The following is a 21592-nucleotide window of genomic DNA, read 5'->3' on the forward strand; positions in this document are numbered from 1 at the left end:
GGGATCGCGGGTTCAACCCGCGCCAAGCGCGACGGTTCCGGCACCGTCGTGACACAGGCTCACCCATCGGCTAGATGCGCCTCTTCCCGCACAGGCGACCGCGCTCAAGCAGCGAGGGACCGCGTCCCGAGCGGTAGCGCAACCAAGAGAGCCCCATGGCCGGCCATTCCAAATTCAAGAACATCATGCACCGCAAGGGGCGCGCGGATGCGGTCCGCTCCAAGCTGTTCTCCAAGCTGTCGCGCGACATCACCGTGGCCGCCAAGTCGGGCATGCCCGACCCCGCCCTGAACCCGCGCCTGCGCCTGGCGGTCAACAACGCCAAGGCCGAGAGTCTGCCCAAGGACGTGATCCAGCGCGCCATCAACAAGGCGGCCGGCGGCGACGTCGATACGATGGAGGAGATCCGCTACGAGGGTCGGGGCCCGGGCGGCGTCGGCATCATCGTCGAGGCGCTGACGGACAATCGCAACCGCGCGGGGTCCAACATCCGGGCGGCCTTCACCAAGAACGGCGGGGCGCTCGGCGAGATGAACTCTGTCGCCTTCATGTGGGACCGGGTGGGCAAGATCCACTACCCGGCCGAGGCGGGCACCGAGGACGCCGTCATGGAGGCCGCTATCGAGGCGGGTGCCCAGGACGTCGAGAGCGACCTGGTCAAGCCCGACATCTACGAGGACGCGCCCGGCCATGTGATCTGGACCGCTTTCGAGGACCTGAACGAGGTGGCCGAGGCCATGTCCAAGGTGCTGGGCGATCCGAAATCGACCGCCATCGTCTGGAAGCCGCAGACCGAGGTCCCGGTCACCGGCGACGCGGTCGGCACCCTGATGAAGCTGCTGGATGCCCTGGACGCCGAGGACGATGTCTCGGCCGTCTACTCCAACGAAGACATCTCGGACGAGGACCTGGCGAAGTTCGGCGGTTAGGGCACGGGCACGGGCATGGGTGACGATGGCGTGGCCAACCCCGGATCGTCCAACCGCTGGGTCGCGGTCCTGGCCTGGCTCGTGGCGATCGGTTTCGTCGTGGCCCTGGCCGCCGCCGCGGCCTCGAGGCTGAACGACCTGTCCGGCGCGCTGGCCGACGCCATAGAGCGGAGCCGCGCGCGCACCTCGGTGGCCTACGATTCCAGTTCCGCGGCCCCGGTGGCGTCTGATCTCCCCGCCGCCGCCCCGGCTCTCGTCCTCGACGCGGAGGGTCGCGCGGTCACGCCGCCCCGCTGGCTGGCGGTTCCCAGCCCGGACTACCCCGTCACAGACGAAGGCGACATGGTCTCGGCCACGGTCGCGCTCGCCTGCGGCGTCGACGCGACGGGCCGGTTGTCGGATTGCGAGATCATCCGCGAGACACCTTCCGGCCAGGGATTCGGCGAGGCGGCGCTGCGATCGACCGCTCTCGCGCGCCTGACACCCCGCCTGATCGATGGCGAGCCCGTCGAAGGTCGGGTGAATTTCGCCATCCGCTTCTCGCCGGATCGACCACGCGCGGGCTGAACCGAGGAACGGATTGGCCAGCCGGCAGCACATTCGATGCAAGGGGACCTTCATTGCTCGCTAACCCTGTTTGCGGCATGACTGGAACGGATGGCGAACACACCGATTCACAGCGGGGCGACCCGCATCCTGGGGCTGGATCCCGGCTTGCGGCGCACGGGTTGGGGCGTGGTGGTGTCGGAGGGTTCGCGGCTGTCGTGGGTCGCGCACGGCGTGGTCAGTCCGCCGGACACCCTCCCGCTCTCAGAACGCCTGCTGTGGTTGCTGGATGAGGTGGGCGAGGTCTGCGCCGCGCATGCCTGCGACGAGGCCGCGATCGAGGAGGTGTTCGTCAACGTCAATCCGGCCTCGACGCTGAAGCTGGGTCATGCGCGGGCGGCGGTGATGCTGGCCCCGGCTCGGGCCGGGCTGTCGGTCGCGGAGTATTCGCCGAACCTGATCAAGAAGGCCGTGGTCGGGGCCGGCCACGCCGACAAGACCCAGATCACCTTCATGGTGAAGCGGCTTCTCCCGACCTGCGGCGAGGTGAAGGCCGACGCGGCCGACGCCCTGGCCGTGGCCATCACCCACGCCCAGCTGCGGCGCTCTTCGCGCCGTGACGGAGGGGGCGAGGTGATTGCGGAGTTTGGGGCTGGCAACCTTGACGACAACGGACGGACTCGACCCCTCCGTCACTCCGCTTCGCTGCGTGCCACCTCCCCATTCGCTTCGCGAACAGGGAGGAGAAGTTGATGATCGGCCGGCTGCGCGGGGTCCTGGCCGAGGTCGAGGAGGGGCATTGCCTGATCGACTGCGCGGGCGTGGGCTATGTCGTGGCGTGCGGGGCGCGGACGCTGCAGCGGCTTCCCGCGCCCGGCGACGAGGCGACGCTGCACGTCGAACAGAGCTGGTCGGCCGAGAACGGGCCGCGCCTCTACGGCTTCCTGACACGCGACGAGCGGCGGGCCTTCACGACCTTGCTGGCCATCCAGGGTGTCGGACCCAAGGCGGCGCTGTCGGTGCTGGATGTCTTGCCGCCGGGAGAACTGGCCGCCGCCGTGGCGCGCGAGGACAAGGCGGCGGTGGGGCGCGCCAACGGCGTGGGCCCGAAGCTGGCGCTGCGCATCGTCACGGAACTGAAGGGCAAGCCGCTGGGCGACGTCTCCTTCACGCCGTCCGCGCCCGGGGCCCATGCGGAGGTCGTGACCCCCGCGCCCAGCGTCACGGGAGAGGCGGTTTCGGCCCTGCTCGGCCTGGGCGTGGCCGAGGTCAACGCCCGGCGCGCCGTGGATCAGGCGCTGATCCGTCTGGGTGACGAGGCCGAGCTGTCGGCGGTCATCCGCGCGGCCCTGCAGGAGCTGGGACGGTGACGGACGACCGGATGATCTCGCCACAGGCGGCGCCAGGCGAAACCTACGACCGCGCCCTGCGGCCCCAGACCCTGTCGGACTTCGTCGGGCAGGAGCAGGCAAAGGGCAATCTGAAGGTCTTCATCGAGGCGGCGCGCGGGCGCGGCGAGGCGATGGACCACGTTCTGCTGTTCGGCCCGCCCGGACTGGGCAAGACGACGCTGGCCCAGATCGTGGCGCGCGAACTGGGCGTCGGCTTCCGGGCCACCAGCGGCCCGATCCTGGCCAAGGCGGGGGACCTCGCGGCCATCCTGACGAACCTGGAACCGCGCGACGTCCTGTTCATCGACGAGATCCACCGGCTGGCTCCGACGGTGGAGGAGATCCTCTATCCGGCCATGGAGGACCATGTGCTGGACCTCATCATCGGCGAGGGCCCTTCGGCGCGCTCGGTGCGGATCGACCTGGCCCCTTTCACGCTGGTGGGGGCCACCACACGGGCGGGTCTGCTGGCGACGCCGCTGAGGGACCGGTTCGGCATCCCCCTGAGGCTGGAGTTCTACACACCCGAGGAACTGGTCAGGGTCATCACTGGCGCGGCCCGAAAGATGGGCACCCCGATCGACGATCAGGGGGCGAGGGAGATCGCCGGCCGGTCCCGGGGCACGCCGCGCGTCGCCGGTAGGCTGCTGCGGCGCGTGCGCGACTTCGCCGGGGCCGAGGGCGCGGCCGTCATCGACCGCGTTGTGGCCGCCCGGGCCCTGGCGCGGCTGGAGATCGACGAGGCGGGCCTCGACGCCAACGATCGCCGCTTTCTCAAGGCCCTGATCGAGAACTATGGCGGCGGGCCGGTGGGCATGGACACCCTGGCCGCCGCCATCGCCGAGGCCCGCGACGCCGTGGAGGACGTGATCGAGCCCTATCTGCTGCAACAGGGCTTCATCCAGCGCACGCCGCGCGGCCGCATGGCCTGCGCCCGGGCCTATGCCCACCTGGGTCTGACGGAGCCGCCGAAGCCGACGGGAGCGTCCCAGGCGGGGCTGTTCGAGTGAGCATCGGCTTTCACGCCGGTAAGGACACCGTCAATCGGGCCAAGCATGGCCTGTCGCTCGGGGATGTCGCAGAGGGGGATTGGGCTTCCGCCTTCATCGCCCTGGACGACCGTCGAGACTATGGCGAGGTACGGTGGTATGCTTATCTGCCCATCAAGGGTCGTGTTCACGTCGTGATCTACACGGAACGCGAGGATGTGACCTGGATCATAAGCCTGCGGCGGGCCAACCCGCGCGAGGTGAAGAAATATGACGAACTCAGAAACTCCTGACGCCGCGCTGGACCTCGACAATCCCGAACTGACCGATCGGGACATCGAACGGATGCGACCGGCCCGAGAGGTTCTTTCTCCGGCGGCCTACGCTCGCTTGACGGAAGTCAGCGAGGTCGGGCTCCAGCTTCCCGCAGAAACCATCAAGGCGTTCGCCCTCGACGGCGACGACTGGCGCGAGCGGATGGCCGACGTTTTGGTCAAGGCTGCGAAAGCCAAGCGCGCGGCGTGACCGACACCCCCACCTCCGGCCGGTTCGACGGGCGCGATCACCTGTTGCCGGTGCGCGTCTATTACGAGGACACCGACTTCACCGGCGTGGTCTATCACGCCAACTACGTCCGCTATTTCGAGCGGGGGCGGTCGGACTTCCTGCGCGCCATCGGCATCGGCCATGCCCAGCTGCTGGAGGGCGAGGCCCCGACGGCCTTCGTCATCGCCGAGATGAAGCTGACATTCCTCAGGCCCGCGCGGATCGACGACGCCCTGACCGTGCGCACCCGATACGATGCTGTGAAGGGGCCCCGGCTGATGATTTCCCAGGTCATCGAGCGGGACGGCGAGGCGCTGTGCCGGGCCGAGGTGACGGCGGTGTGCATCCATCTGGACGGAAGGCCCAGGCGTCCGTCGCCCGCGCTGGTCGAGGCGGTCAGGCCGTGGCTGGCGCCGATCCACTGAGTCTTCGAGGCCACAGGCTCAGTGTCGTCAGGTTCCGGCAGTCCGCGTTAGGGACTTGGCGGCCCGATCTGCCTTAGAAGGGCCATGGGCGGTCGCTCGATAGGCCGTGCCTGCGCTCAAAGGACCCGTGAATGACCGCCGAAGTCGCCGACGCCAGCCTGTTGAACCCGGTCCACCTGTTCATGGCCGCCGACTGGGTGGTCAAGTCGGTGATGGTCGGACTGGCCGTCGCCTCGGTCTGGTCCTGGACCATCATCATCGACAAGGCGTTCCGCTTCGCCGCCCTGAACCGCCAGGCCGACGCTTTCGAGGGGGCCATCTCGTCGGGCCGGTCGCTCGAAGACGTCGCCGCCCAGGCCGGGCCGGAGCCGAGCCACGCCCTGCCGCGGATGCTGGTCATCGCCCTGGCGGACTGGCGCGAGACCCGGTCCAAGGGGCCATTGACCGATACCCAGGGCAACCTCTTGATCACCCGCATCGACCGGGCGCTGGACAGTCTGATCGCGCGCGAGGGCCAGCGGATCGAGGAGGGGCTGGGCGTCCTGTCGGTGGTCGCCACCGCCTCGCCCTTCATCGGCCTGTTCGGCACGGTGTGGGGCATCATGAACGCGTTCGGCGCCATCGCGGCGGCCGGCAACACCAACCTGACCACTGTGGCCCCGGCCATCGCCGAGGCCCTGTTCGCCACGGCCATCGGCCTGGCCGCCGCCATCCCGGCCTATATCGCCTACAACAAGTTCTCGATCGACGCGGGCAAGTTCACCGGTCGGCTGGAGAGCTTCGCCGACGATCTGCAGGCCGCCGTGGCGCGCCGACTGGGAGGCGGTGGCGCTCCCGTTCCGCCGCCGCCGCCGTCCGACCTCGGCATCCGGCGGAGCGTCTGAGCCATGGCCATGGGTGGAGGCGCGGGAGGCGGCCATGTGCGCGGCCGACGCCGGGCGCGCAAGCGGCCGCTGTCGGAGATCAACGTCACGCCCCTGGTGGACGTGATGCTGGTTCTGCTGATCATCTTCATGATCTCGGCGCCGCTGCTCACCGTGGGTGTTCCGGTCGAACTGCCCAAGACCGAGGCCAGCGCGGTCGAGACCGACCAGCCGCCGGTGACCGTGTCCGTCGACCAGGAAGGGGCCATCTTCGTCCAGCGCGACGAGACCGCCTATGACGCCCTGCTCGAACGGGTCGCCGACGCGGCGGGCGAGACCGAGCGCGAAGATTTGTCCGTCTTCGTTCGCGCCGACGGCCGGGCCCCCTATCAGGCCGTGGCGCGGGTGATGGCGCGGCTCTCGGCCGGGGGCTTCACCAAGCTGAACCTGATCACCGATACCGCCCCGGAGGCGGAGGGCTGAGCCATGGCGGCGCGGGCTCCCTCTCCGGCCATCCTGGGTGCCATCCTGCTGCATGTGGGCGTCGCGGGCTTGTTCTTGCTGCCCAGGGCCGAGCGCGAGGAGATCACGCCGATCATCAACTCGGTGCCCGTGTCGATCGTCTCGTCCCAAGTGATCGAGGCCGCAGCCGCCGACAATCCGGCGGAGGAACTCGTGACCGAGGACGCCGCCACGGCCCCGCCCGAGGAGGCCATTCCAGAGCCCGCGCCGCCGGGACCGACGCCCCCGGTTCCGGCACCGCCCGCGCCCCGGCCCGCGCCCACGCCGCGCCCGACCCCGCCACGACCTACACCGCCGCGTCCCGCACCCCCGACCCCGACGCCTCCCCGGCCGACACCGCCGCGTCCGACGCCGCCCAGGCCCACCCCGCCGCGTCCCGCTCCGACCCAGCCGACCGCGCCGCTGGACCTCGACGCCCTCGCCGGGCCGCGCCGTCCCGCGCCGACGCCCGGGCCCCGCGCGCCCACGGGTCAGCAGGGGCAGGGGCGGGCTTCGCAAGCGACGGGCCCGCAGATCGCTGCCATCTTTCGTCAAGTTGACCCTGCGTGGCCTGCGTCCGTCTGCGAGCGTAGGGATTTGAGGGTCGTTCTCGATGTCACGCTTTCTGTCGATGGTCGTGTCGTCGCCGGTCCGACCCTGGTCTCTCCTCAATCCGATCCGATCTACCGTGTGGCGGCTGACGGTGTGCTGCGCGCTTTCCGAGAGCGCGGCGTCTTCGATGTGCCATCGAACTTCCCCGGAGGTCGTTTCCGACCGTCGTACATTACCCAGACGGTCTGCCAGAACCGCTAAGCGTCAGAGCTCTCGATGACGACAAGGGCTTCGTTTCCGCCCTTGACGGCGGAGGCGGCAATGCGCCGGTCGAAGGTGGCGAGCCTGCCGCCGTTCTGGACAGCCAAGGCCAACAGATAGACGTCGGCGATCTGGCCGTGGCCCGCGATGCGGCGCGTGTCGATCAACGGATTGGACACGAGGCTGATGCTGTCTGGCCAGAACACATGGCCCGGCCGGGCGCGTACCCGGACCAGAAGTTCCGCCATGTCCGAAAAGGTGCCGGGCATCTTGTAGGACGGCTTGCCAGCGATCCTGACAAAGGCGTTCTCGGTCATCGGGCATGTAGCCCAGCCTTCATCAACCGTTCTTTCAAACCACGCCTTGGCGTAGGCGCTGTGGACGTGATCCGGGTCGATCAGCGCGATCAGGAGGTTTGCGTCGAGGAGATGGATCAATCCTCCTCATCCCGCGCGGCATTGACCATCTTCATCGTCACGACGGCACCGCGCTTCGGCAACTGTGGGAAGCCGTTCCATGTGTCGAGGGCGGGACCGGGAGCCGCGAACGATTTGCGAAGCCGCTCGGACACCACTTCACCGATAGAGCGGTTTTCGTAATCGGCGATCGCGCGAGCCCGCTCCAAGACATCGTCATCGATGGTGAGCGTTGTTCTCATGGCCCCAGGCTAACGCATCACGCATCACGCATCAATGATGTCGATCCCTGACGTCGCATGCCCGGCAATCCTTGCCGTCCCGAATCTCGCCCCAATCCGCGCCAAGCTGGCGTTTGTCACACGGCCCATGGATAAGGGCCGGGACCTCTCGCCTTCGACGACCTGGAGCCATCGATGCGTCTGAATCTGTTTCTCTCCACGGTGTGCGTGCTCGGTCTCGCCGCGACGACCCTGGTGCAGGCCCAGAGCGCGACGCAGAGCCTGAACGGCGGCCCGTCGCAGCAGCAGGCGCGCCAGCAGCCGGCCCAGAACGGGGGCCCGATCGAGGTCGAGATCGATCAGGGCGTGCTGCGTCCCTTCCAGATCGCCGTCGCCCCCTTCAGCGGTCAGAACGGCGCGTCGATCGCCGAGGTGCTGTCGGGCGACCTGCGCCGTTCGGGCTTCTTCGAGCCCATCAATCCGGCCAGCTTCATCGAAACGGGCCTGACCCTGGCCAATGCGCCGAACTTCCCTCAGTGGACCCAGATCGGGGCGCAGGCGGTGCTGTATGGCTCGGTCACGCCGCGTCCGGACGGGCGCAACGACGTGGGCTTTCGGCTCTATGATCCGTATCGCCAGTGCCAGCTGGTCAGCTACAACTTCATCGCCACGCCCGAGCAATGGCGGCGGATCGCCCACAAGATCGCGGACGTCGTCTATCAGCGCATGACGGGCGAGAGCGGCTTCTTCGACAGCCGCATCATCTACGTCGCCGAAAGCGGCACCGAGCTGAACCGCCTGTCGCGCCTCGCGATCGTGGATCAGGACGGATACAATCCTGTCTTCCTGACCGACGGCAGTGAGATCATCCTGACGCCGCGCTTCTCGTCCAACCCCGACGAGATCGTCTATATGGCGCTGGGCGAGGACTACAGCCGCATCTATCTGTACAATCTGACCACGGGCCGTCGCGAGAACCTGGGCGAGTTCGACGGCCAGCCCCTGGCGCCGCGCTATTCGCCGGACGGGTCCAAGGTGGCTTTCTCGATCATCCGGGGCGGGAACACCGACGTCTATGTGATGGACCTTCAGACGCGGCGGCTGTCGCGCCTGACCAGCGATCCGGGCATCGACACCTCGCCCTCGTTCAGCCCCGACGGATCGCGACTGGTGTTCAACTCCGACCGATCGGGCACGCCACGCCTGTATGTCATGAACGCCGACGGCTCGGGCCAGCGGCCGATCTCGCGGGGCGGCGGCAGCTATACCGCCCCGGCCTGGAGCCCGCGCGGCGACCTGATCGCCTTCACCAAGTCGGGCGGTGGCCAGTTCGGCATCGGGGTCATGGCGCCGGACGGCTCGGGTGAGCGGATGCTGAGCCGGTCCTATTTCGAGGAGGGTCCGTCCTGGGCCCCCAATGGCCGCTACCTGATGTTCTCGAGGCAGACGCGGGGCGGGGACACCAATCTGTGGATGGTCGACCTGTCCGGCCGCGTCATCGCCCAGTCCGGCTATCAGGGTCGGGGCTCGGACCCTGCCTGGTCGCCGCTGCTGGACGAAACCTCCGCCAATCTCGGGGCCGGCGATCCCGACGCCTGCGATGCCTGATCCGACCTTTTCAAACATGCCATTCCGGCGCGCGGGCCCTATGTTGGCCTTCGACGCCGCCAGACACACACAGGAGACGCTCTGATGATGACCGCATCCCGCACCGCCAAGGTCGTGCTGATCGGCCTCTCTGTCGTGGCCATGGCCGCCTGCGCGCCCCGTCGCCCCGTCGAGGGCGCGACGGGCGAGACCGGAACCGGAACGAACGTCCCCGCCTATCCGGGCCCGGGCACCGGCGGCATCGAGGGCGGCGGCATCGGCGCCGGGGCCCCCGGCAGCCAGCAGGACTTCGTCGTCAACGTCGGCGACCGCATCTACTTCGACCTCGACAGCTACTCCGTCAGCCCGGAGGCCTATCCGCGTCTCGACGCCCAGGCCCAGTGGCTGCAGCGCTATCCGCAGGTCACCGTCCGGATCGAAGGCAATGCCGACGAACGCGGCACGCGGGAATACAATCTGGCGCTCGGCGCCCGCCGTGCCGAATCGATCCGCAACTATCTGATCGAGCGCGGCGTCTCGGCCGGCCGGATCGACACCATCAGCTTCGGCAAGGAACGCCCAATCGCCCAGGGCGCGAGCGAGGAAGCCTGGGCCCGGAACCGCAACGGCCACACCGCGATCGTGTCCGGCGCCAACTAAGCCCGGCTCCTCGCCCCGGCTTGCCCGGTCTTGTGCAGCGCGTCACACTGGCTGCTGAGCGAAGCCGGGGGCGAGCATGGTGGACATCGACGCAGCGGGCGGTGCCGCGACCGGAGGCCTGATCGCATCCGCGGTCGAGAAGCCGACGGGCCATGCCGGCGACCATCTCGATGTCTGCACCGATTGCGGTGAGCCTGTCTCCGGCAAGTTCTGCTCGAACTGCGGCCAGCCCACCCATGTGCATCGCAGCCTGCTGCACCTCGGCGAGGAGCTTCTGCACGGCGTCATGCATTTCGACGCCCGCATCTGGCGGACCCTGCCGTTGCTGCTGCTGAACCCCGGTCGGCTGACGCGTGAATGGATCCAGGGCAGGCGGACGCGCTACGTCTCGCCGCTGGCGCTGTTCCTGTTCACCGTCTTCCTGATGTTCTTCCTGCTCAGTTTCAGCGGCAGGGACGCGATCCAGGTGGAGTCTCTGGACGACCAGATCGCGGCGACACGGGCGGCCATCTCGGATCTGGAGGAGTCTGTCGCCGAGGCAGAGGCGAGAGCCGCTGAAGGCGAACCAGGGGCGGAGGCGACCGCGGCGGGACTTCGTGGCGGCTTGATCGGCGCGCAATCCCGATTGGCGGATCTCGAAGCGGCGCAGTCGGCGGGTCCGCGCACCGATGGCCTGACCCCCGGCAGTTGGCAGGCCAGCGTCGCCGACGCGGCCAAGAGCGGCAACGTCACCGTCGGCATCGGCGATCAGAAGTTCAGGGACAAGGTCGTTGAGAAGCTGTCGAACCCCGACTTCGCCTTCTACAAGGCGCAGCAGACGCTCTATAAATTCGCCTTCCTGCTGGTGCCCCTGTCGATTCCCTTCGTCTGGCTGATGTTCGCGTGGAAACCAGGGTTCAGCTGGTATGACCACGGTGTCTTCGTGCTCTACTCGCTCACCTTTATGGCGATCTTCACCATGGGTCTGTCGCTGTTCGACTGGATCGCGGGCAATGACGGCGGCTGGTGGGAGGCGACGGTGGGTTCGATAGCCGGGCTGCTGACCCTCGCGGTCCCCGTCCACATGTTCGCCCAGCTTAAGGGGACCTATTCGCTGGGCTGGTTCTCGGCCCTGTGGCGGACCTTCCTGCTGCTGAATTTCAGCCTGTTCGTGTTCACCCTGTTCCTGGTGGGCGTGATCCTGTTCGGCCTGGGCTTCTGACGCCTTGCGGCGGCCCCAAATCGGTGGAACCTGTGCCGGCATGAACAGACATCTGACCTTGCGGACACTCGCCCTCGCCGCCGTCGCCGTCGGCGTCATCGGCGGCGCGGTGGTGGCCCAGACCCAACCCCTGCCGGGGATCCAGTGGGACGTGCGCCGTCTCGACAATCTGGACCGCAATGTCCGACGACTGGAACGCGCCATCACGCAGCGAAACGCGCAGGGCGAGCCAGTTCTGGTCGAATCCGATCCTGAGCTGGTCGCGCTCCAGGGCCGGGTCTCGATCATGGATCGCAGGCTTCAGGACATGGAGCGGACGGTTCAGCGGGTGAACGCCGATCTGGAACGCTTGACCTTCCAGCTGGACGAGAGCGATCGCGACAACGCCGCCCTGCGTGCCCGTCTCGCCGACGCCGAGGGAAGGCTGGGCACCATCGAGCAGGCTCGTGAGGCCGCCGAGACCGCCGCGCGCGAGGCCGAGGAAGCCGCCGCCCGCTCGCCGACCGGCGACGCCGTGTCGGACCTCGCCGCCGCCCGCGCCCTTCTGACGACCGATCCGGCTCGCGGTCGCGCGGCGCTGGAGCTCGTCGCTTCCACCTGGGCCGACACGCCGTCGGGCCGCGAGGCGACCTGGCGGATCGGCGACATCATCCGCGCCGGCGGCGATCAGGCCGGGGCGGTCCAGCAATACGCCCAGGCGCTGCAGGGCTGGCCGACGGAAGGCTGGGCCGGTGAGGTGACGCTGAAGCTCGCGCGCGGTCTGGAGGCCACCAACCGCGACGCCCAGGCCTGCGCGGCTCTGGGGGAATACGACCGGCGCTATGCCGAGACGTCCACTCCGGGGCTGCGCGCCATCGCGAGCCAGACGCGAGCCCAGGCGAACTGTCGCTGAGCCGGGACGACCCGTCCGCCGAACTGGAGCGCCGGGTACTCGCGCGGCTGGACGCCCGGCTGGAGCGGGACACCTCGCGACCGCTGGCCCTGGCCCTGTCCGGCGGGGGCGACTCGCTGGCTCTGCTGGAGATCGCCGCCGTCTGGGCCCGGCAGGCGGGCCGCCGTCTGTTGGCCATCACCGTCGATCACGGTCTGAACCCCGATAGCCCCGACTGGTCGCGTCGCTGCCAATCGTCCGCGCGCTCGGTCGGCGCCGACTGGGTCGAGCGCCGCTGGGACGGCGTCACGCCCGAGAGCGGCCTGCCCGCCGCCGCCCGTCGCGCCCGCCATGCCCTGATCGCCGATGCCGCGCGAGAGGCCGGCGCGCTGGTGGTCCTGTTCGGGCACACGGCCGACGATGTGGCCGAGGGCGACTGGATGCGGGCGCGGGGCTCGACGCTGGGGGGACTGCGGGAGTGGTCGCCCAGCCCGGCCTGGCCGGAGGGGCGCGGGCTGATGCTGCTGCGGCCGATGCTGGAGGAGCGGCGTCAGGCGTTGCGGGACCTGCTGCGGGCAAGGGGCCGGGACTGGATCGAGGACCCAGGAAATGAGGGGTTCGGGCGGGGTGCGGCCCGCAGATCGCTGAACGCCCCCGCTGTGAAGGCGGACCGTGATCCGGCCAGGGCTGAGCCCCCTGTGCCTTCGGGTAAAAACGACCGCGTGACAGCGTCGGGAAGCCCAAACCCGCTTCTTCTGGGAGAGGGGTTCGATGGCGTGATCCGCCTGGGACAGACCGTCCTCTGTGCGGCCGGTCACGACCGCCCGCCGCGCCCCGACCGACTGACGGCCTTGGAGGCCAGGCTGGCGGCCGAACTCCCCTTCACGGCGACGCTCGCGGGCGCTCGGATCGAGGCGACGCCGGGCCGGGTTGTCGTCATGCGCGAGGCAGGCGAGTTCCGCCGCAGAGCGTCCGTCCAGCTGCGCCTGAACCCGGATCGACCCGCCGTTTGGGACGGCCGTTACGAGATCACCGCTTCCGAAGATGGCTGGAGCGTCGTGCCCGCTTTGGGCCTGCTGGCGGGACTGTCGGACGCCGACCGCGCCCTCGTCGCCCGATCGCCCGCCGCCGCGCGCGGGGCCCTGCCGGTCCTGATCCGGGACGGGTCCGATCGCCCGGTTCTTGCATGGCGTGCGGCCAGGGTCCTGAATCTCGGGCCCCGCCGCCTGATGCTGGCTCTGGGCGAAACGACGCAGGAAAAGGACCTGACGCGAACCGTCCATGGCGAAACGCCGCCGTCTGACCTATTTTGATGTCGATTGAGTGAAACCCATGCCGGCCGGGCGGTCGGCGACGAGGACTTCGAACCGATGAACCTTCGCAATCTGGCCATCTGGGGCGTGATCATCCTGGGCCTTCTGGCGGTTTACGCCGCCGTCAGCCAGAACGGCGGGACCCTGCCCGGACAGCCCGCAGGCGCCCAGGCCCAGAGTCGGCCGCAGGAAATCTCCTATTCCCAGCTGGTCACGGCGACCGAGGCCCGGCAGATCAAGTCGGTCTCCGTGCGCGGCGACCAGATCACCGGCGTCTATCAGAACGATACCCGGTTCACCTCCACCACCCCCTACCCGAATGAGGGCCTGATCGAGTCCATCCGCGCCTCGGGGGCCCAGGTCGACGTCAAGACGACGCGCCAGGCCTGGTGGCAGGGGCTGCTGATCGGCCTGCTGCCCATCCTGCTCCTGGTCGGGGTGTGGATCTTCTTCATGCGCCAGATGCAGGGCGGGGCGCGCGGAGCCATGGGCTTCGGCAAGTCCAAGGCCAAGCTGCTGACCGAGCACAAGGGGCGCAAGACCTTCGAGGACGTCGCCGGCGTGGACGAGGCCAAGGAGGAGCTGCAGGAGGTCGTCGATTTCCTGAAGGATCCCGGCAAGTTCCAGCGCCTGGGCGGCAAGATCCCGAAGGGCGCGCTTCTGGTGGGCCCTCCGGGCACCGGCAAGACCCTGCTGGCCCGCGCCGTGGCCGGCGAGGCGGGCGTGCCCTTCTTCTCCATCTCCGGCTCCGATTTCGTCGAGATGTTCGTCGGCGTCGGCGCCAGCCGGGTGCGCGACATGTTCGAACAGGCCAAGAAGAACGCGCCCTGCATCATCTTCATCGACGAGATCGACGCCGTGGGTCGTCACCGGGGCGCGGGCCTCGGCGGCGGTAACGACGAGCGCGAGCAGACGCTGAACCAGCTGCTGGTCGAGATGGACGGGTTCGAGGCCAACGAAGGGATCATCCTGATCGCGGCCACCAACCGTCCCGACGTTCTGGACCCGGCCCTGTTGCGTCCCGGCCGTTTCGACCGCCAGGTCGTGGTGCCCAATCCGGACGTCTCGGGCCGCGAGCGCATCCTGCGCGTTCACATGAAGGACGTGCCGCTGGCCGCCGACGTCAACGTCAAGACCGTCGCGCGCGGAACGCCCGGCTTCTCGGGTGCCGATCTGGCCAATCTGGTCAATGAGGCGGCCCTGATGGCGGCCCGCAAGGACCGTCGCATGGTCACGCACCGCGACTTCGAGGACGCCAAGGACAAGGTCATGATGGGCGCCGAGCGCAAGTCCATGGCCATGAACGAGGAGGAGCGCCGCCTGACCGCCTATCACGAGGGCGGCCACGCCATCGTCGCCATGAACGTCAAGATGGCGGACCCCGTCCACAAGGCGACCATCGTCCCGCGTGGACAGGCGCTCGGCATGGTGATGCAGCTGCCTGAAGGCGACCGCTATTCCATGAAGTACCAGCAGATGATCGACCGCATCGCCATCATGGCGGGCGGCCGGGTCGCCGAGGAGCTGATCTTCGGCAAGCAAAATATCACTTCTGGCGCGTCCTCGGACATCCAGCAGGCGACCAAGCTGGCCAAGCGGATGGTCACCCAGTGGGGCTTCTCAGACGTGCTGGGCACGGTCGCCTATGGCGAGAATGAGCAGGAGGTTTTCCTCGGCCACTCCGTCGCCCGCAGCCAGAACATCTCGGAGGAGACCGCGCGGATCATCGATTCCGAGGTCAAGAAGCTGGTCACCTCCGGCTGGGACGAGGCCCGCAAGATCCTGACCGACAAGGCCGAGGACCTGGAGAAGCTGGCGCAGGCCCTGCTGGAGTACGAGACCCTGTCGGGCGAGGAGATCAAGGACCTGCTGGAGAAGGGCGCGGCCCCGAACCGCGACGAGAACAACTTCCCGAACTCGGGCCCGTCGGTGTCCGTGCCGGTCACGCCGGTGTCGGAAGGCGTCACGGTGGTGGCGTCGGAAGAGCACCGCACCGTCCACTAGCCGCAAGGCCGGAAAGCCCGCCCGGTTCGCCGCGCGGGCTTTCATTCTCCAGACATGTTTGCATAACAAACATGTCTATGGTATCGGCAGGCCCTCGATAGAGGAGATGTCTCGTGACCGTTACCGACCGCCTGCACGGCCTGGACGCCTTGAGGGGAGGGGCCCTGCTTCTCGGCGTCGTGCTGCACGCTTCGATGGCCTACATCCCCGCTCCGATCTGGATCGCGACGGATGCCCAGACGTCCCAGGGCGCGAGTCTGGTCTTCTTCGTCATCCACCTGTTCCGGATGACGACCTTTTTCCTCATCGCGGGCCTGTTCGGGGAGTTGATGCTGGGGCGGATGGGCTGGCCGCGCTTCGCCCGGGATCGGCTGAACCGCGTCGGCGGGGGCCTGTTCGGGATGTGGTGGGTCGTCTTCCCGGCCATCATCGCCGTGTTGTTGTGGAAGGTCGCCATCGACAACGGCGGCACCCTGCCGACCGACGGTCCACCGCCGCCGCCCCTGACGCTCGAGACCTTTCCCCTGACCCATCTGTGGTTCCTCTGGGTCCTGCTGATCTTCTATGTCACGCGGCTGGCGCTGCATGCCCTGACCGCGTTCGATCGATCCGGCCGCACCGGCCGGCTGGCGGACCGGATCGCCGGCGCCGTGGTCGGTCCCTGGAGCCCCGCGTTGTTGGCCGCGCCCTTGGCGTTCGCCTTCTGGAGCCATCCGGACTGGATCGTGTTCTTCGGCGTGCCGACGCCGGACACGGGGCTGGTCCCCAACGCTGTGGCCTTGACGACCTTCGGCCTGGCCTATGCGGTCGGTGCCCTGTTGAATCGCCGCCGCGACCTGCTGGATCGCATCAAGGGTGCTTGGCCGGTGTTCGCCGTCGTGGCGGTCGCGACCGGGGCCGCCGCTCTCTATCTCGCCGGAGGGCTCGGCCCCCGGCTGGAGCCCGTCATCGACCCGGCGATGAAGGCCACTTCGGCCTGGACCTATGCCATCGCCCTGTGGTCAGCCACGTTCGCCCTCGTCGGCCTGGCTCTGCGGTTCGCCTCGCGTCACAGCCCCGTTCGCCGCTATCTCGCGGACGCCTCGTACTGGGTCTACATCGTCCACCTGCCACTGGTGATGGCCGCCCAGGTCCTGCTTCTGGCCCAGCCCTGGCCGTGGTTCGCCAAGCTGGCGGCTGTGGTCGCGGGCGTCATGGCGGTCAGTCTGCTCAGCTACGAACTGCTGGTCCGTCACACCTTCATCGGCTCCTGGCTGAACGGACGTCGCGTCCCCTGGCGCAAGCCGCATCCGGACGCCGCGCCGCTTCCCGCCGAATAGCTTGCCAAGTCCCGCCGGCTCGTCCACCCGAAGGACGAGCCGGCGTCAGGAGATCGAACATGCGCGCCAAACCCCGTCTGCATTCGCCCGAGGACGACCTCGCCTTCATGCGCGCCATCGTCGAGGGCGGTGGCCGGCCGCCGATGACCCTGGCGATCTGTTATCTGGCGGGGGGGTTGCTGTACGGGCTTCAGTGTCTGTTTCACGTCGGCCAGGCGACTGGCTTGATCGACTGGCCGGATCTGGCGAACCTGGCGTTCGTCGTCGGGATCAGCGTCGCCTTCCTGAGCGTCCTGGCCTGGGCGATCCTGAAAGACCGCAAGGACGGAGGGGCCAATCGCGGTCCGATGGCGACCCGGACCCTCAACGCGGCCTTCAGCGCCACCGGCATGGCGAATCTGGCTGTCGTCATCATCTTCGGCGTCGGCGCTGCCCGCGATCAGGACTTCGCGGTCTGGCTGTACTACGCCGCGATCGTCTTCGCCCTTCAGGCGGCGGCCTGGTTCATGGCCTGGACCCTGAAGCGCAAGGTCTGGATGCTGGCGACGGCTCTGGGCGGTTGGGCCACGGCAGTGGCGCTGGGCCTGCTGGTGCGCGAACCGCTGTGGTATCTGGGCGTCTGCACCGTCGCCCTGTTCGCCCTGTTCGCCCTGCCAGGATGGGTGATGTTCCGCGATGCGCGGGGCACCATCTGACGATGGGCCTGGCCGATCTCGGCAGGATCGACGAGGTCATCCACGGTCGCCTGCGGCTGGGGATCATGGTCTATCTGGCCGACGTCGAGGCCGCCGACTTCACCGAGCTGAAGACCGTGCTGGAGGCGACGCAGGGAAATCTGTCGGTCCATCTCAAAAAGCTGGACGAGGCGGGCTATGTCTCGATCGACAAGAGCTTCAAGGACAACAAGCCCCTGACCCGCATCGCCATCACACCGGAGGGCCGCACCGCCTTCGCCGCCTATCTGGAGGCGTTGGGTCGCCTGATCGGCGGCGGGTCCTGATGGCGCGTCCCCGCGTTATGGGCATCGTCAACGTCACGCCCGACAGCTTCTCGGACGGCGGCCGGCACGCGACCGTTGAGGCGGGGCTGGCGCAGGCCATGAAGCTGATCGGCGACGGGGCGGATATCCTCGACATCGGCGGCGAGAGCACCCGCCCGGGCGCGGAGCCCGTCTCGGCCCAGGACGAGATCGTCCGGGTGGTCCCGGTGATCGAGGCCGTCCACGCCCGCTGGCACGGCCCGATCAGCGTCGACACGATGAAGCCCGAGGTCGCGCGCGCCGCCATGGCCGTCGGGGCCTCGATCTGGAACGATGTGACCGCTCTGACCTTCGCCCCTGAAAGCGTGGATGTCGCCGCTGATCTCGGCTGCGAGGTGGTGCTCATGCATATGCTCGGTGACCCCCAGTCGATGCAGGTCGAGCCGCGCTATGACGACGTGGTCGCCGAGGTCGTGGATCACCTGGTCGCCCGGGCCGGGGCGGCGATGACGGCCGGGGTGGCGCGCGACCGGATCACGCTGGATCCCGGCATCGGCTTCGGCAAGACGGTGGAGCACAACCTGGCCCTGATCGCCGCACTGGACCGGCTGGTGGCGACGGGCTTTCCGGTGCTGCTGGGGGCCAGCCGCAAGCGCATGATCCGCAACATCGACCCGTCCGCCGCCGAGGCCACCGACCGCCTGGGTGGTTCCATCGCCCTGGCCCTTGAGGGGGCCCGTCGCGGGGCCGCCGTCATCCGCGTCCACGATGTGCGCGAGACGGTCCAGGCGCTGAAGGTGCAGGCGGCGGTGGAGACGGCCTGAGCGACGGGCATCCCCTCAGGCGCGGGCGACCCTGAGCTTCAAGGCATCGCGGCGCTCGACGCGGACCTCGCCCCCGCAGTCGAGGATCGCCGACTGACTGCCGAGCCACTGAACACTTGCGCCGGCGCAACTCGGCGCGTCGGCGCTCAGACCCGTATAGAGCCAACTCGGCGGACGACCGGGTCGAGGCACGAAGACGTCCGAGAAGGCGACCACCACCATCAGCGACGCGAGGCTGAGCACCAGCAGACGCAGCGGCGTGAACAGGCCGACCGTCCGTTCGACGACGCCTTCCAACGCCGCCTTTGGCCCCTCTCGCGCGACGTTCATCGCCACCGTCACGGCGGCCCCCGCCAGCATGATGGCGACGGCGGGGCCCAGGACGAGCAGCAAGGGGTTGAACGCGCCCATCACCACATCCGTGGGGGAGGCGACGGCGAAGTAGTTCAGCCCCCACGTCATGTGGAAGGCCGTGGCGTGCGCGATCGCGCTGGCCAGAAAGGCGATGCCCGAAGCGGTGCTGAGGCTCTCGACCACCCACAGCAGGGTGATCTTCCGGCGGGGCTCTGTGGGTTGTGACATCGCGATCAGCCCTCGGCGCCGCCGACCCCGGCGACGTCCGCATACAAGCTTGGCTGGACGGTGGTCGCAACGGGTCGGCGACCCCGTCTGCGTCACGGGGCGGCCTGGTCGAAATCGCTCGCCCCTGAAACGCCTCGCGTAGCGGCCAACAGGGCGAACACCGTCGCCGACATGATCAGATGGGCAACGAGCCCCGCCAGGGTCGCCCCCGGAACGGCCGCGAGCAGCAGGCTGTCGTTTCCGCCCGGGATCAGGCTCGCGCCCAGGGCCATGACCGCGCCTCCGGCGACGGAGCGCAGGAAGGGGACAGGCCGAGGCGAGCGAAGAACGAACGATCGTCGAAGGAGGCCAGAGAGCATGGCCCCCAGGCAAAGGATGGCGAACATCGCCAGGCCGAGAGCGCCGGCCGCCATGAGCGTCATGGAACCTTGCGGGATCGCGATCCGGATGGCGTCGGCGAGCGTCCAGCCCGGGGCGGCGGCGAACAGCAGGGCTCCGGCGATCCCCAGGACGACCATCGCGATCCGGCCGGACCAGCGGCCCTGCACAGCCCCGTCGCCCAACGCTCGCATGGCGGCCCAGCCGGTCCAGAGCATCACGGTGAAGCCGGCCACCACCAGGGCCGAGATCTCGGAGGGGTGACCGAGGAGATTGGGCCGAACGTCGGAAGGCCGGATCGACACCGCGTCGGCGAGGAGAAATCCCACCGCCAGACCGATCGGCAGGCCGAGATAGCTCAGCCGTCCGTCGCCGATCCTGGAGATGCTGCCCAGAAGGCAGGCCCGGTTCAGCACGGCCCCGGCCCCGATGAGGACGGCTCCCGCGATCAGGCCCCACCCCAGGGCGCGATCCGGCGTCAGTGCCACATGACCCGCCCACGCCAGCGGCAGCCATACCAGCCCGGCCGCGGCGGCGGCCACCGCGAACCCCAGCAGCATCGTCGGCCGGCGCTCCTCCAGAACCTGACGGGCCGCGAGGACCGCGCAGGTGCTGCCCTGGTTGAGCGCATAGCCCATGACGAAGGCGCTGGCGGCGGCCAGGCTGGCCAGGCCTATGGCTTGTATCATTCGGTCGACGCTCCCCCATCCGACCTGTTCGTCGGTTGACGATGAAAGGCTACGCGGACTTGCGGGTCCGGTGCCGGCGCCGCATGGAGCCGCATGTTCTCCGCTCCGTCGTCACCGCGTGGCCGCGTCCTGATCATCGCCGGATCGGATTCCGGCGGCGGCGCGGGGATCCAGGCCGACATCAAGGCCGTGACCGCCATGGGCGGGTACGCCGCGACCGCCATCACCGCCATCACGGTCCAGAACACCCTGGGCGTCCACGGTGTCCATCCCCTGCCGCTGGATCTGATCGAGGCCCAGGCCCGGGCGGTGCTGGACGACATCGGCGCCGACGCGATCAAGACCGGCATGCTCGGCTCCGTCGCCGTGGTCGAGCGGGTGGCGGCCATTCTGGATACCGCCGGCGCGCCCGTCGTCGTCGATCCGGTCATGGTGGCCAAGGGCGGGGCGCCCTTGCTGGACGATGACGCGGTGGGGGCGGTGCGGTCGCTGATGATCCCGCGCGCGGCCCTGCTGACGCCCAATGCCCCCGAGGCCGAGACCTTGACGGGCGTTCCGGTCGCCGATCTCGATGGCCAGCGTCGGGCGGGAGACGCCCTCCTGGCGCTCGGGGCGAGCGCCGTCCTGATGAAGGGCGGCCATGTCCCGGGGCCGACGGTGCTCGATCTGCTGATGACGCCCGCCGGCGAGACCCTGCTGGAGGGCCCGCGCATCGAGACGACCTCGACCCACGGCACGGGCTGCACCCTGGCCAGCGCCATCGCCGCCGGCCTGGCGCAGGGCTGGTCCCTGGAGACGGCGGTGACCCACGGCTGGGCCTATGTGTCGGAGGCGATCCGCCGGGCTCCGGGTCTGGGGGGCGGGCACGGCCCCCTCGACCACGGCTGGCCCCTGAGGGACCGGCGGTGAGCGCGACGCTCGAGGCGCGGCTGGACCGGATGGTGCGGGCCGACCCGGACCTGATGCACGTCCTGACCGTGGCCCGGTCGCTGGATCTGCCCGACTGGCGCGCCTTCTCCGGGGCCGTCTACCAGACCGTCTGGAACGCTCTGGGTGGTCGCCCGGTGGGCTATGGACGCAAGGACTACGACCTCGGCTATTTCGATCCCGACACCTCGTGGGACGCCGAGGATGTCGTGATCCGACGGGTCGCCGCCGCCTTCGAGGAGCCTTTCAGGAGCCAGGTCGAGGTCCGCAACCAGGCCCGCGTCCACCTGTGGTTCAAGGACCGGTTCGGCGAGGATTATGCGCCCCTGTCCTGCACCGACGAGGCCCTGGGCCGCTTCGTCGCCCCGGCCTTCGCCGTCGGCATCCGTCTGGAGCCCGATGCCAGCCTGTCGGTCGCCGCGCCGTTCGGTCTGATCGAGGTCTTCGATCGCGTGATCCGCCCCAATCCGAATCGTCCCCGGGCGCGGGGCTGGGAGCGCGCCGTCGCCGGCGCCCTGGCCCGCTGGCCCGAGGTGCAGGTCATCGACCCAGCCTAGAGCATGATCGGTCAAGGAGGACCCACAGCGTGGGTCCGCCGAAAGCGTGAATCACGCTCTC

At 69.0% G+C, this 21592-nt stretch carries 26 protein-coding genes and 1 pseudogene; 23 read left to right on the plus strand and 4 right to left on the minus strand.

The window, feature by feature from the left end:
* Positions 1-155: 155 nt before the first annotated feature.
* The 11 genes and pseudogenes from ABN401_RS02005 (at position 156) to ABN401_RS02055 (ending at position 7003) form a co-directional block, all read left to right on the plus strand.
* The gene (locus tag ABN401_RS02005; protein ID WP_349683141.1) at positions 156-929 is read left to right on the plus strand and encodes a YebC/PmpR family DNA-binding transcriptional regulator; all 774 of its coding nucleotides are present in this window, start codon (positions 156-158) and stop codon (positions 927-929) included.
* Between the two features lie 15 nt (positions 930-944).
* The gene (locus tag ABN401_RS02010) at positions 945-1496 is read left to right on the plus strand and encodes an energy transducer TonB (RefSeq protein ID WP_349683142.1); all 552 of its coding nucleotides are present in this window, start codon (positions 945-947) and stop codon (positions 1494-1496) included.
* A gap of 90 nt (positions 1497-1586) precedes the next feature.
* Positions 1587-2087: pseudogene (gene ruvC / locus ABN401_RS02015) on the plus strand (crossover junction endodeoxyribonuclease RuvC); the annotation flags it as partial.
* A 140-nt stretch (positions 2088-2227) separates the two neighbouring features.
* The gene (ruvA, locus tag ABN401_RS02020) at positions 2228-2845 is read left to right on the plus strand and encodes a Holliday junction branch migration protein RuvA (protein WP_349683143.1); all 618 of its coding nucleotides are present in this window, start codon (positions 2228-2230) and stop codon (positions 2843-2845) included.
* A gap of 11 nt (positions 2846-2856) precedes the next feature.
* Entirely contained in the window at positions 2857-3876 is a 1020-nt protein-coding gene (gene ruvB, locus ABN401_RS02025; RefSeq protein ID WP_349683251.1) for a Holliday junction branch migration DNA helicase RuvB, read from the plus strand.
* Complete coding sequence (locus ABN401_RS02030) at positions 3873-4148, plus strand: BrnT family toxin (RefSeq protein ID WP_349683144.1); 276 nt, start codon at positions 3873-3875, stop codon at positions 4146-4148. Before ruvB ends, ABN401_RS02030 begins: the two co-directional genes overlap by 4 nt.
* A complete protein-coding gene (locus tag ABN401_RS02035; RefSeq protein ID WP_349683145.1) occupies positions 4126-4380 on the plus strand; it encodes a BrnA antitoxin family protein in 255 nt (84 codons plus the stop codon). Before ABN401_RS02030 ends, ABN401_RS02035 begins: the two co-directional genes overlap by 23 nt.
* Positions 4377-4826: a tol-pal system-associated acyl-CoA thioesterase gene (ybgC, locus tag ABN401_RS02040; protein WP_349683146.1), complete on the plus strand. Its 450-nt coding sequence runs from the start codon at positions 4377-4379 to the stop codon at positions 4824-4826. The genes ABN401_RS02035 and ybgC overlap by 4 nt, the downstream gene beginning before the upstream one ends.
* A gap of 131 nt (positions 4827-4957) precedes the next feature.
* Positions 4958-5710 (plus strand): protein TolQ, encoded by a 753-nt coding sequence (gene tolQ, locus ABN401_RS02045; RefSeq protein ID WP_349683147.1) that lies wholly within the window; start codon positions 4958-4960, stop codon positions 5708-5710.
* 3 nt (positions 5711-5713) lie between these two features.
* Positions 5714-6172, plus strand: coding sequence for an ExbD/TolR family protein (locus ABN401_RS02050; protein ID WP_349683148.1), 459 nt, complete (start codon positions 5714-5716; stop codon positions 6170-6172).
* Between the two features lie 3 nt (positions 6173-6175).
* Complete coding sequence (locus tag ABN401_RS02055) at positions 6176-7003, plus strand: hypothetical protein (protein ID WP_349683149.1); 828 nt, start codon at positions 6176-6178, stop codon at positions 7001-7003.
* On the opposite strand, the gene ABN401_RS02060 is transcribed toward ABN401_RS02055, so the two are convergent.
* A complete protein-coding gene (locus tag ABN401_RS02060; protein ID WP_349683150.1) occupies positions 7000-7440 on the minus strand; it encodes a TA system VapC family ribonuclease toxin in 441 nt (146 codons plus the stop codon). The genes ABN401_RS02055 and ABN401_RS02060 overlap by 4 nt on opposite strands.
* Entirely contained in the window at positions 7437-7661 is a 225-nt protein-coding gene (locus ABN401_RS02065) for a CopG family transcriptional regulator (protein ID WP_349683151.1), read from the minus strand. The genes ABN401_RS02060 and ABN401_RS02065 overlap by 4 nt, the downstream gene beginning before the upstream one ends.
* Positions 7662-7835: 174 nt before the next feature.
* Here ABN401_RS02065 and tolB point away from each other — a divergent pair, with 174 nt between their 5' ends.
* The 10 genes from tolB (at position 7836) to folP (ending at position 18398) form a co-directional block, all read left to right on the plus strand.
* On the plus strand, positions 7836-9248 hold the full coding sequence (gene tolB, locus ABN401_RS02070) for a Tol-Pal system beta propeller repeat protein TolB (RefSeq protein ID WP_349683152.1): 1413 nt from the start codon (positions 7836-7838) through the stop codon (positions 9246-9248).
* A gap of 87 nt (positions 9249-9335) precedes the next feature.
* Positions 9336-9887, plus strand: a complete 552-nt coding sequence (gene pal, locus ABN401_RS02075) for a peptidoglycan-associated lipoprotein Pal (protein ID WP_349683252.1) — start codon at positions 9336-9338, stop codon at positions 9885-9887.
* 76 nt (positions 9888-9963) lie between these two features.
* Entirely contained in the window at positions 9964-11088 is a 1125-nt protein-coding gene (locus ABN401_RS02080; RefSeq protein ID WP_349683153.1) for a DUF3667 domain-containing protein, read from the plus strand.
* 40 nt (positions 11089-11128) lie between these two features.
* A complete protein-coding gene (locus ABN401_RS02085; RefSeq protein ID WP_349683154.1) occupies positions 11129-11980 on the plus strand; it encodes a tetratricopeptide repeat protein in 852 nt (283 codons plus the stop codon).
* Positions 11981-12027: 47 nt separating this feature from the next.
* Positions 12028-13272 carry a tRNA lysidine(34) synthetase TilS gene (gene tilS, locus ABN401_RS02090; RefSeq protein ID WP_490424181.1) on the plus strand — a complete coding sequence of 415 codons (1245 nt, stop codon included), beginning with the start codon at positions 12028-12030 and terminating at the stop codon, positions 13270-13272.
* A gap of 57 nt (positions 13273-13329) precedes the next feature.
* Positions 13330-15276 carry an ATP-dependent zinc metalloprotease FtsH gene (ftsH, locus tag ABN401_RS02095; RefSeq protein ID WP_349683254.1) on the plus strand — a complete coding sequence of 649 codons (1947 nt, stop codon included), beginning with the start codon at positions 13330-13332 and terminating at the stop codon, positions 15274-15276.
* A gap of 113 nt (positions 15277-15389) precedes the next feature.
* A complete protein-coding gene (locus ABN401_RS02100; protein ID WP_349683155.1) occupies positions 15390-16595 on the plus strand; it encodes an acyltransferase family protein in 1206 nt (401 codons plus the stop codon).
* 59 nt (positions 16596-16654) lie between these two features.
* Entirely contained in the window at positions 16655-17290 is a 636-nt protein-coding gene (locus ABN401_RS02105; RefSeq protein WP_349683156.1) for a hypothetical protein, read from the plus strand.
* Positions 17291-17292: 2 nt separating this feature from the next.
* The gene (locus ABN401_RS02110; RefSeq protein WP_349683157.1) at positions 17293-17595 is read left to right on the plus strand and encodes a winged helix-turn-helix domain-containing protein; all 303 of its coding nucleotides are present in this window, start codon (positions 17293-17295) and stop codon (positions 17593-17595) included.
* On the plus strand, positions 17595-18398 hold the full coding sequence (folP, locus tag ABN401_RS02115) for a dihydropteroate synthase (RefSeq protein WP_349683158.1): 804 nt from the start codon (positions 17595-17597) through the stop codon (positions 18396-18398). Before ABN401_RS02110 ends, folP begins: the two co-directional genes overlap by 1 nt.
* A gap of 15 nt (positions 18399-18413) precedes the next feature.
* Here folP and ABN401_RS02120 read toward each other — a convergent pair whose 3' ends face one another.
* Positions 18414-18980 carry a hypothetical protein gene (locus tag ABN401_RS02120; RefSeq protein WP_349683159.1) on the minus strand — a complete coding sequence of 189 codons (567 nt, stop codon included), beginning with the start codon at positions 18978-18980 and terminating at the stop codon, positions 18414-18416.
* A gap of 92 nt (positions 18981-19072) precedes the next feature.
* Entirely contained in the window at positions 19073-20047 is a 975-nt protein-coding gene (locus ABN401_RS02125) for a YeeE/YedE thiosulfate transporter family protein (protein WP_349683160.1), read from the minus strand.
* Between the two features lie 93 nt (positions 20048-20140).
* Between ABN401_RS02125 and thiD the strand changes: the two genes are divergently transcribed.
* Together thiD and ABN401_RS02135 are read left to right on the plus strand one after the other, a co-directional pair.
* Entirely contained in the window at positions 20141-20956 is an 816-nt protein-coding gene (thiD, locus tag ABN401_RS02130; protein WP_349683161.1) for a bifunctional hydroxymethylpyrimidine kinase/phosphomethylpyrimidine kinase, read from the plus strand.
* Positions 20953-21531 carry a nucleotidyltransferase family protein gene (locus tag ABN401_RS02135; protein WP_349683162.1) on the plus strand — a complete coding sequence of 193 codons (579 nt, stop codon included), beginning with the start codon at positions 20953-20955 and terminating at the stop codon, positions 21529-21531. The genes thiD and ABN401_RS02135 overlap by 4 nt, the downstream gene beginning before the upstream one ends.
* Positions 21532-21592 lie beyond the last annotated feature (61 nt).

It is taken from the genome of Brevundimonas aurifodinae (assembly GCF_040195595.1).
Taxonomy (GTDB): Bacteria; Pseudomonadota; Alphaproteobacteria; order Caulobacterales; family Caulobacteraceae; genus Brevundimonas; species Brevundimonas aurifodinae.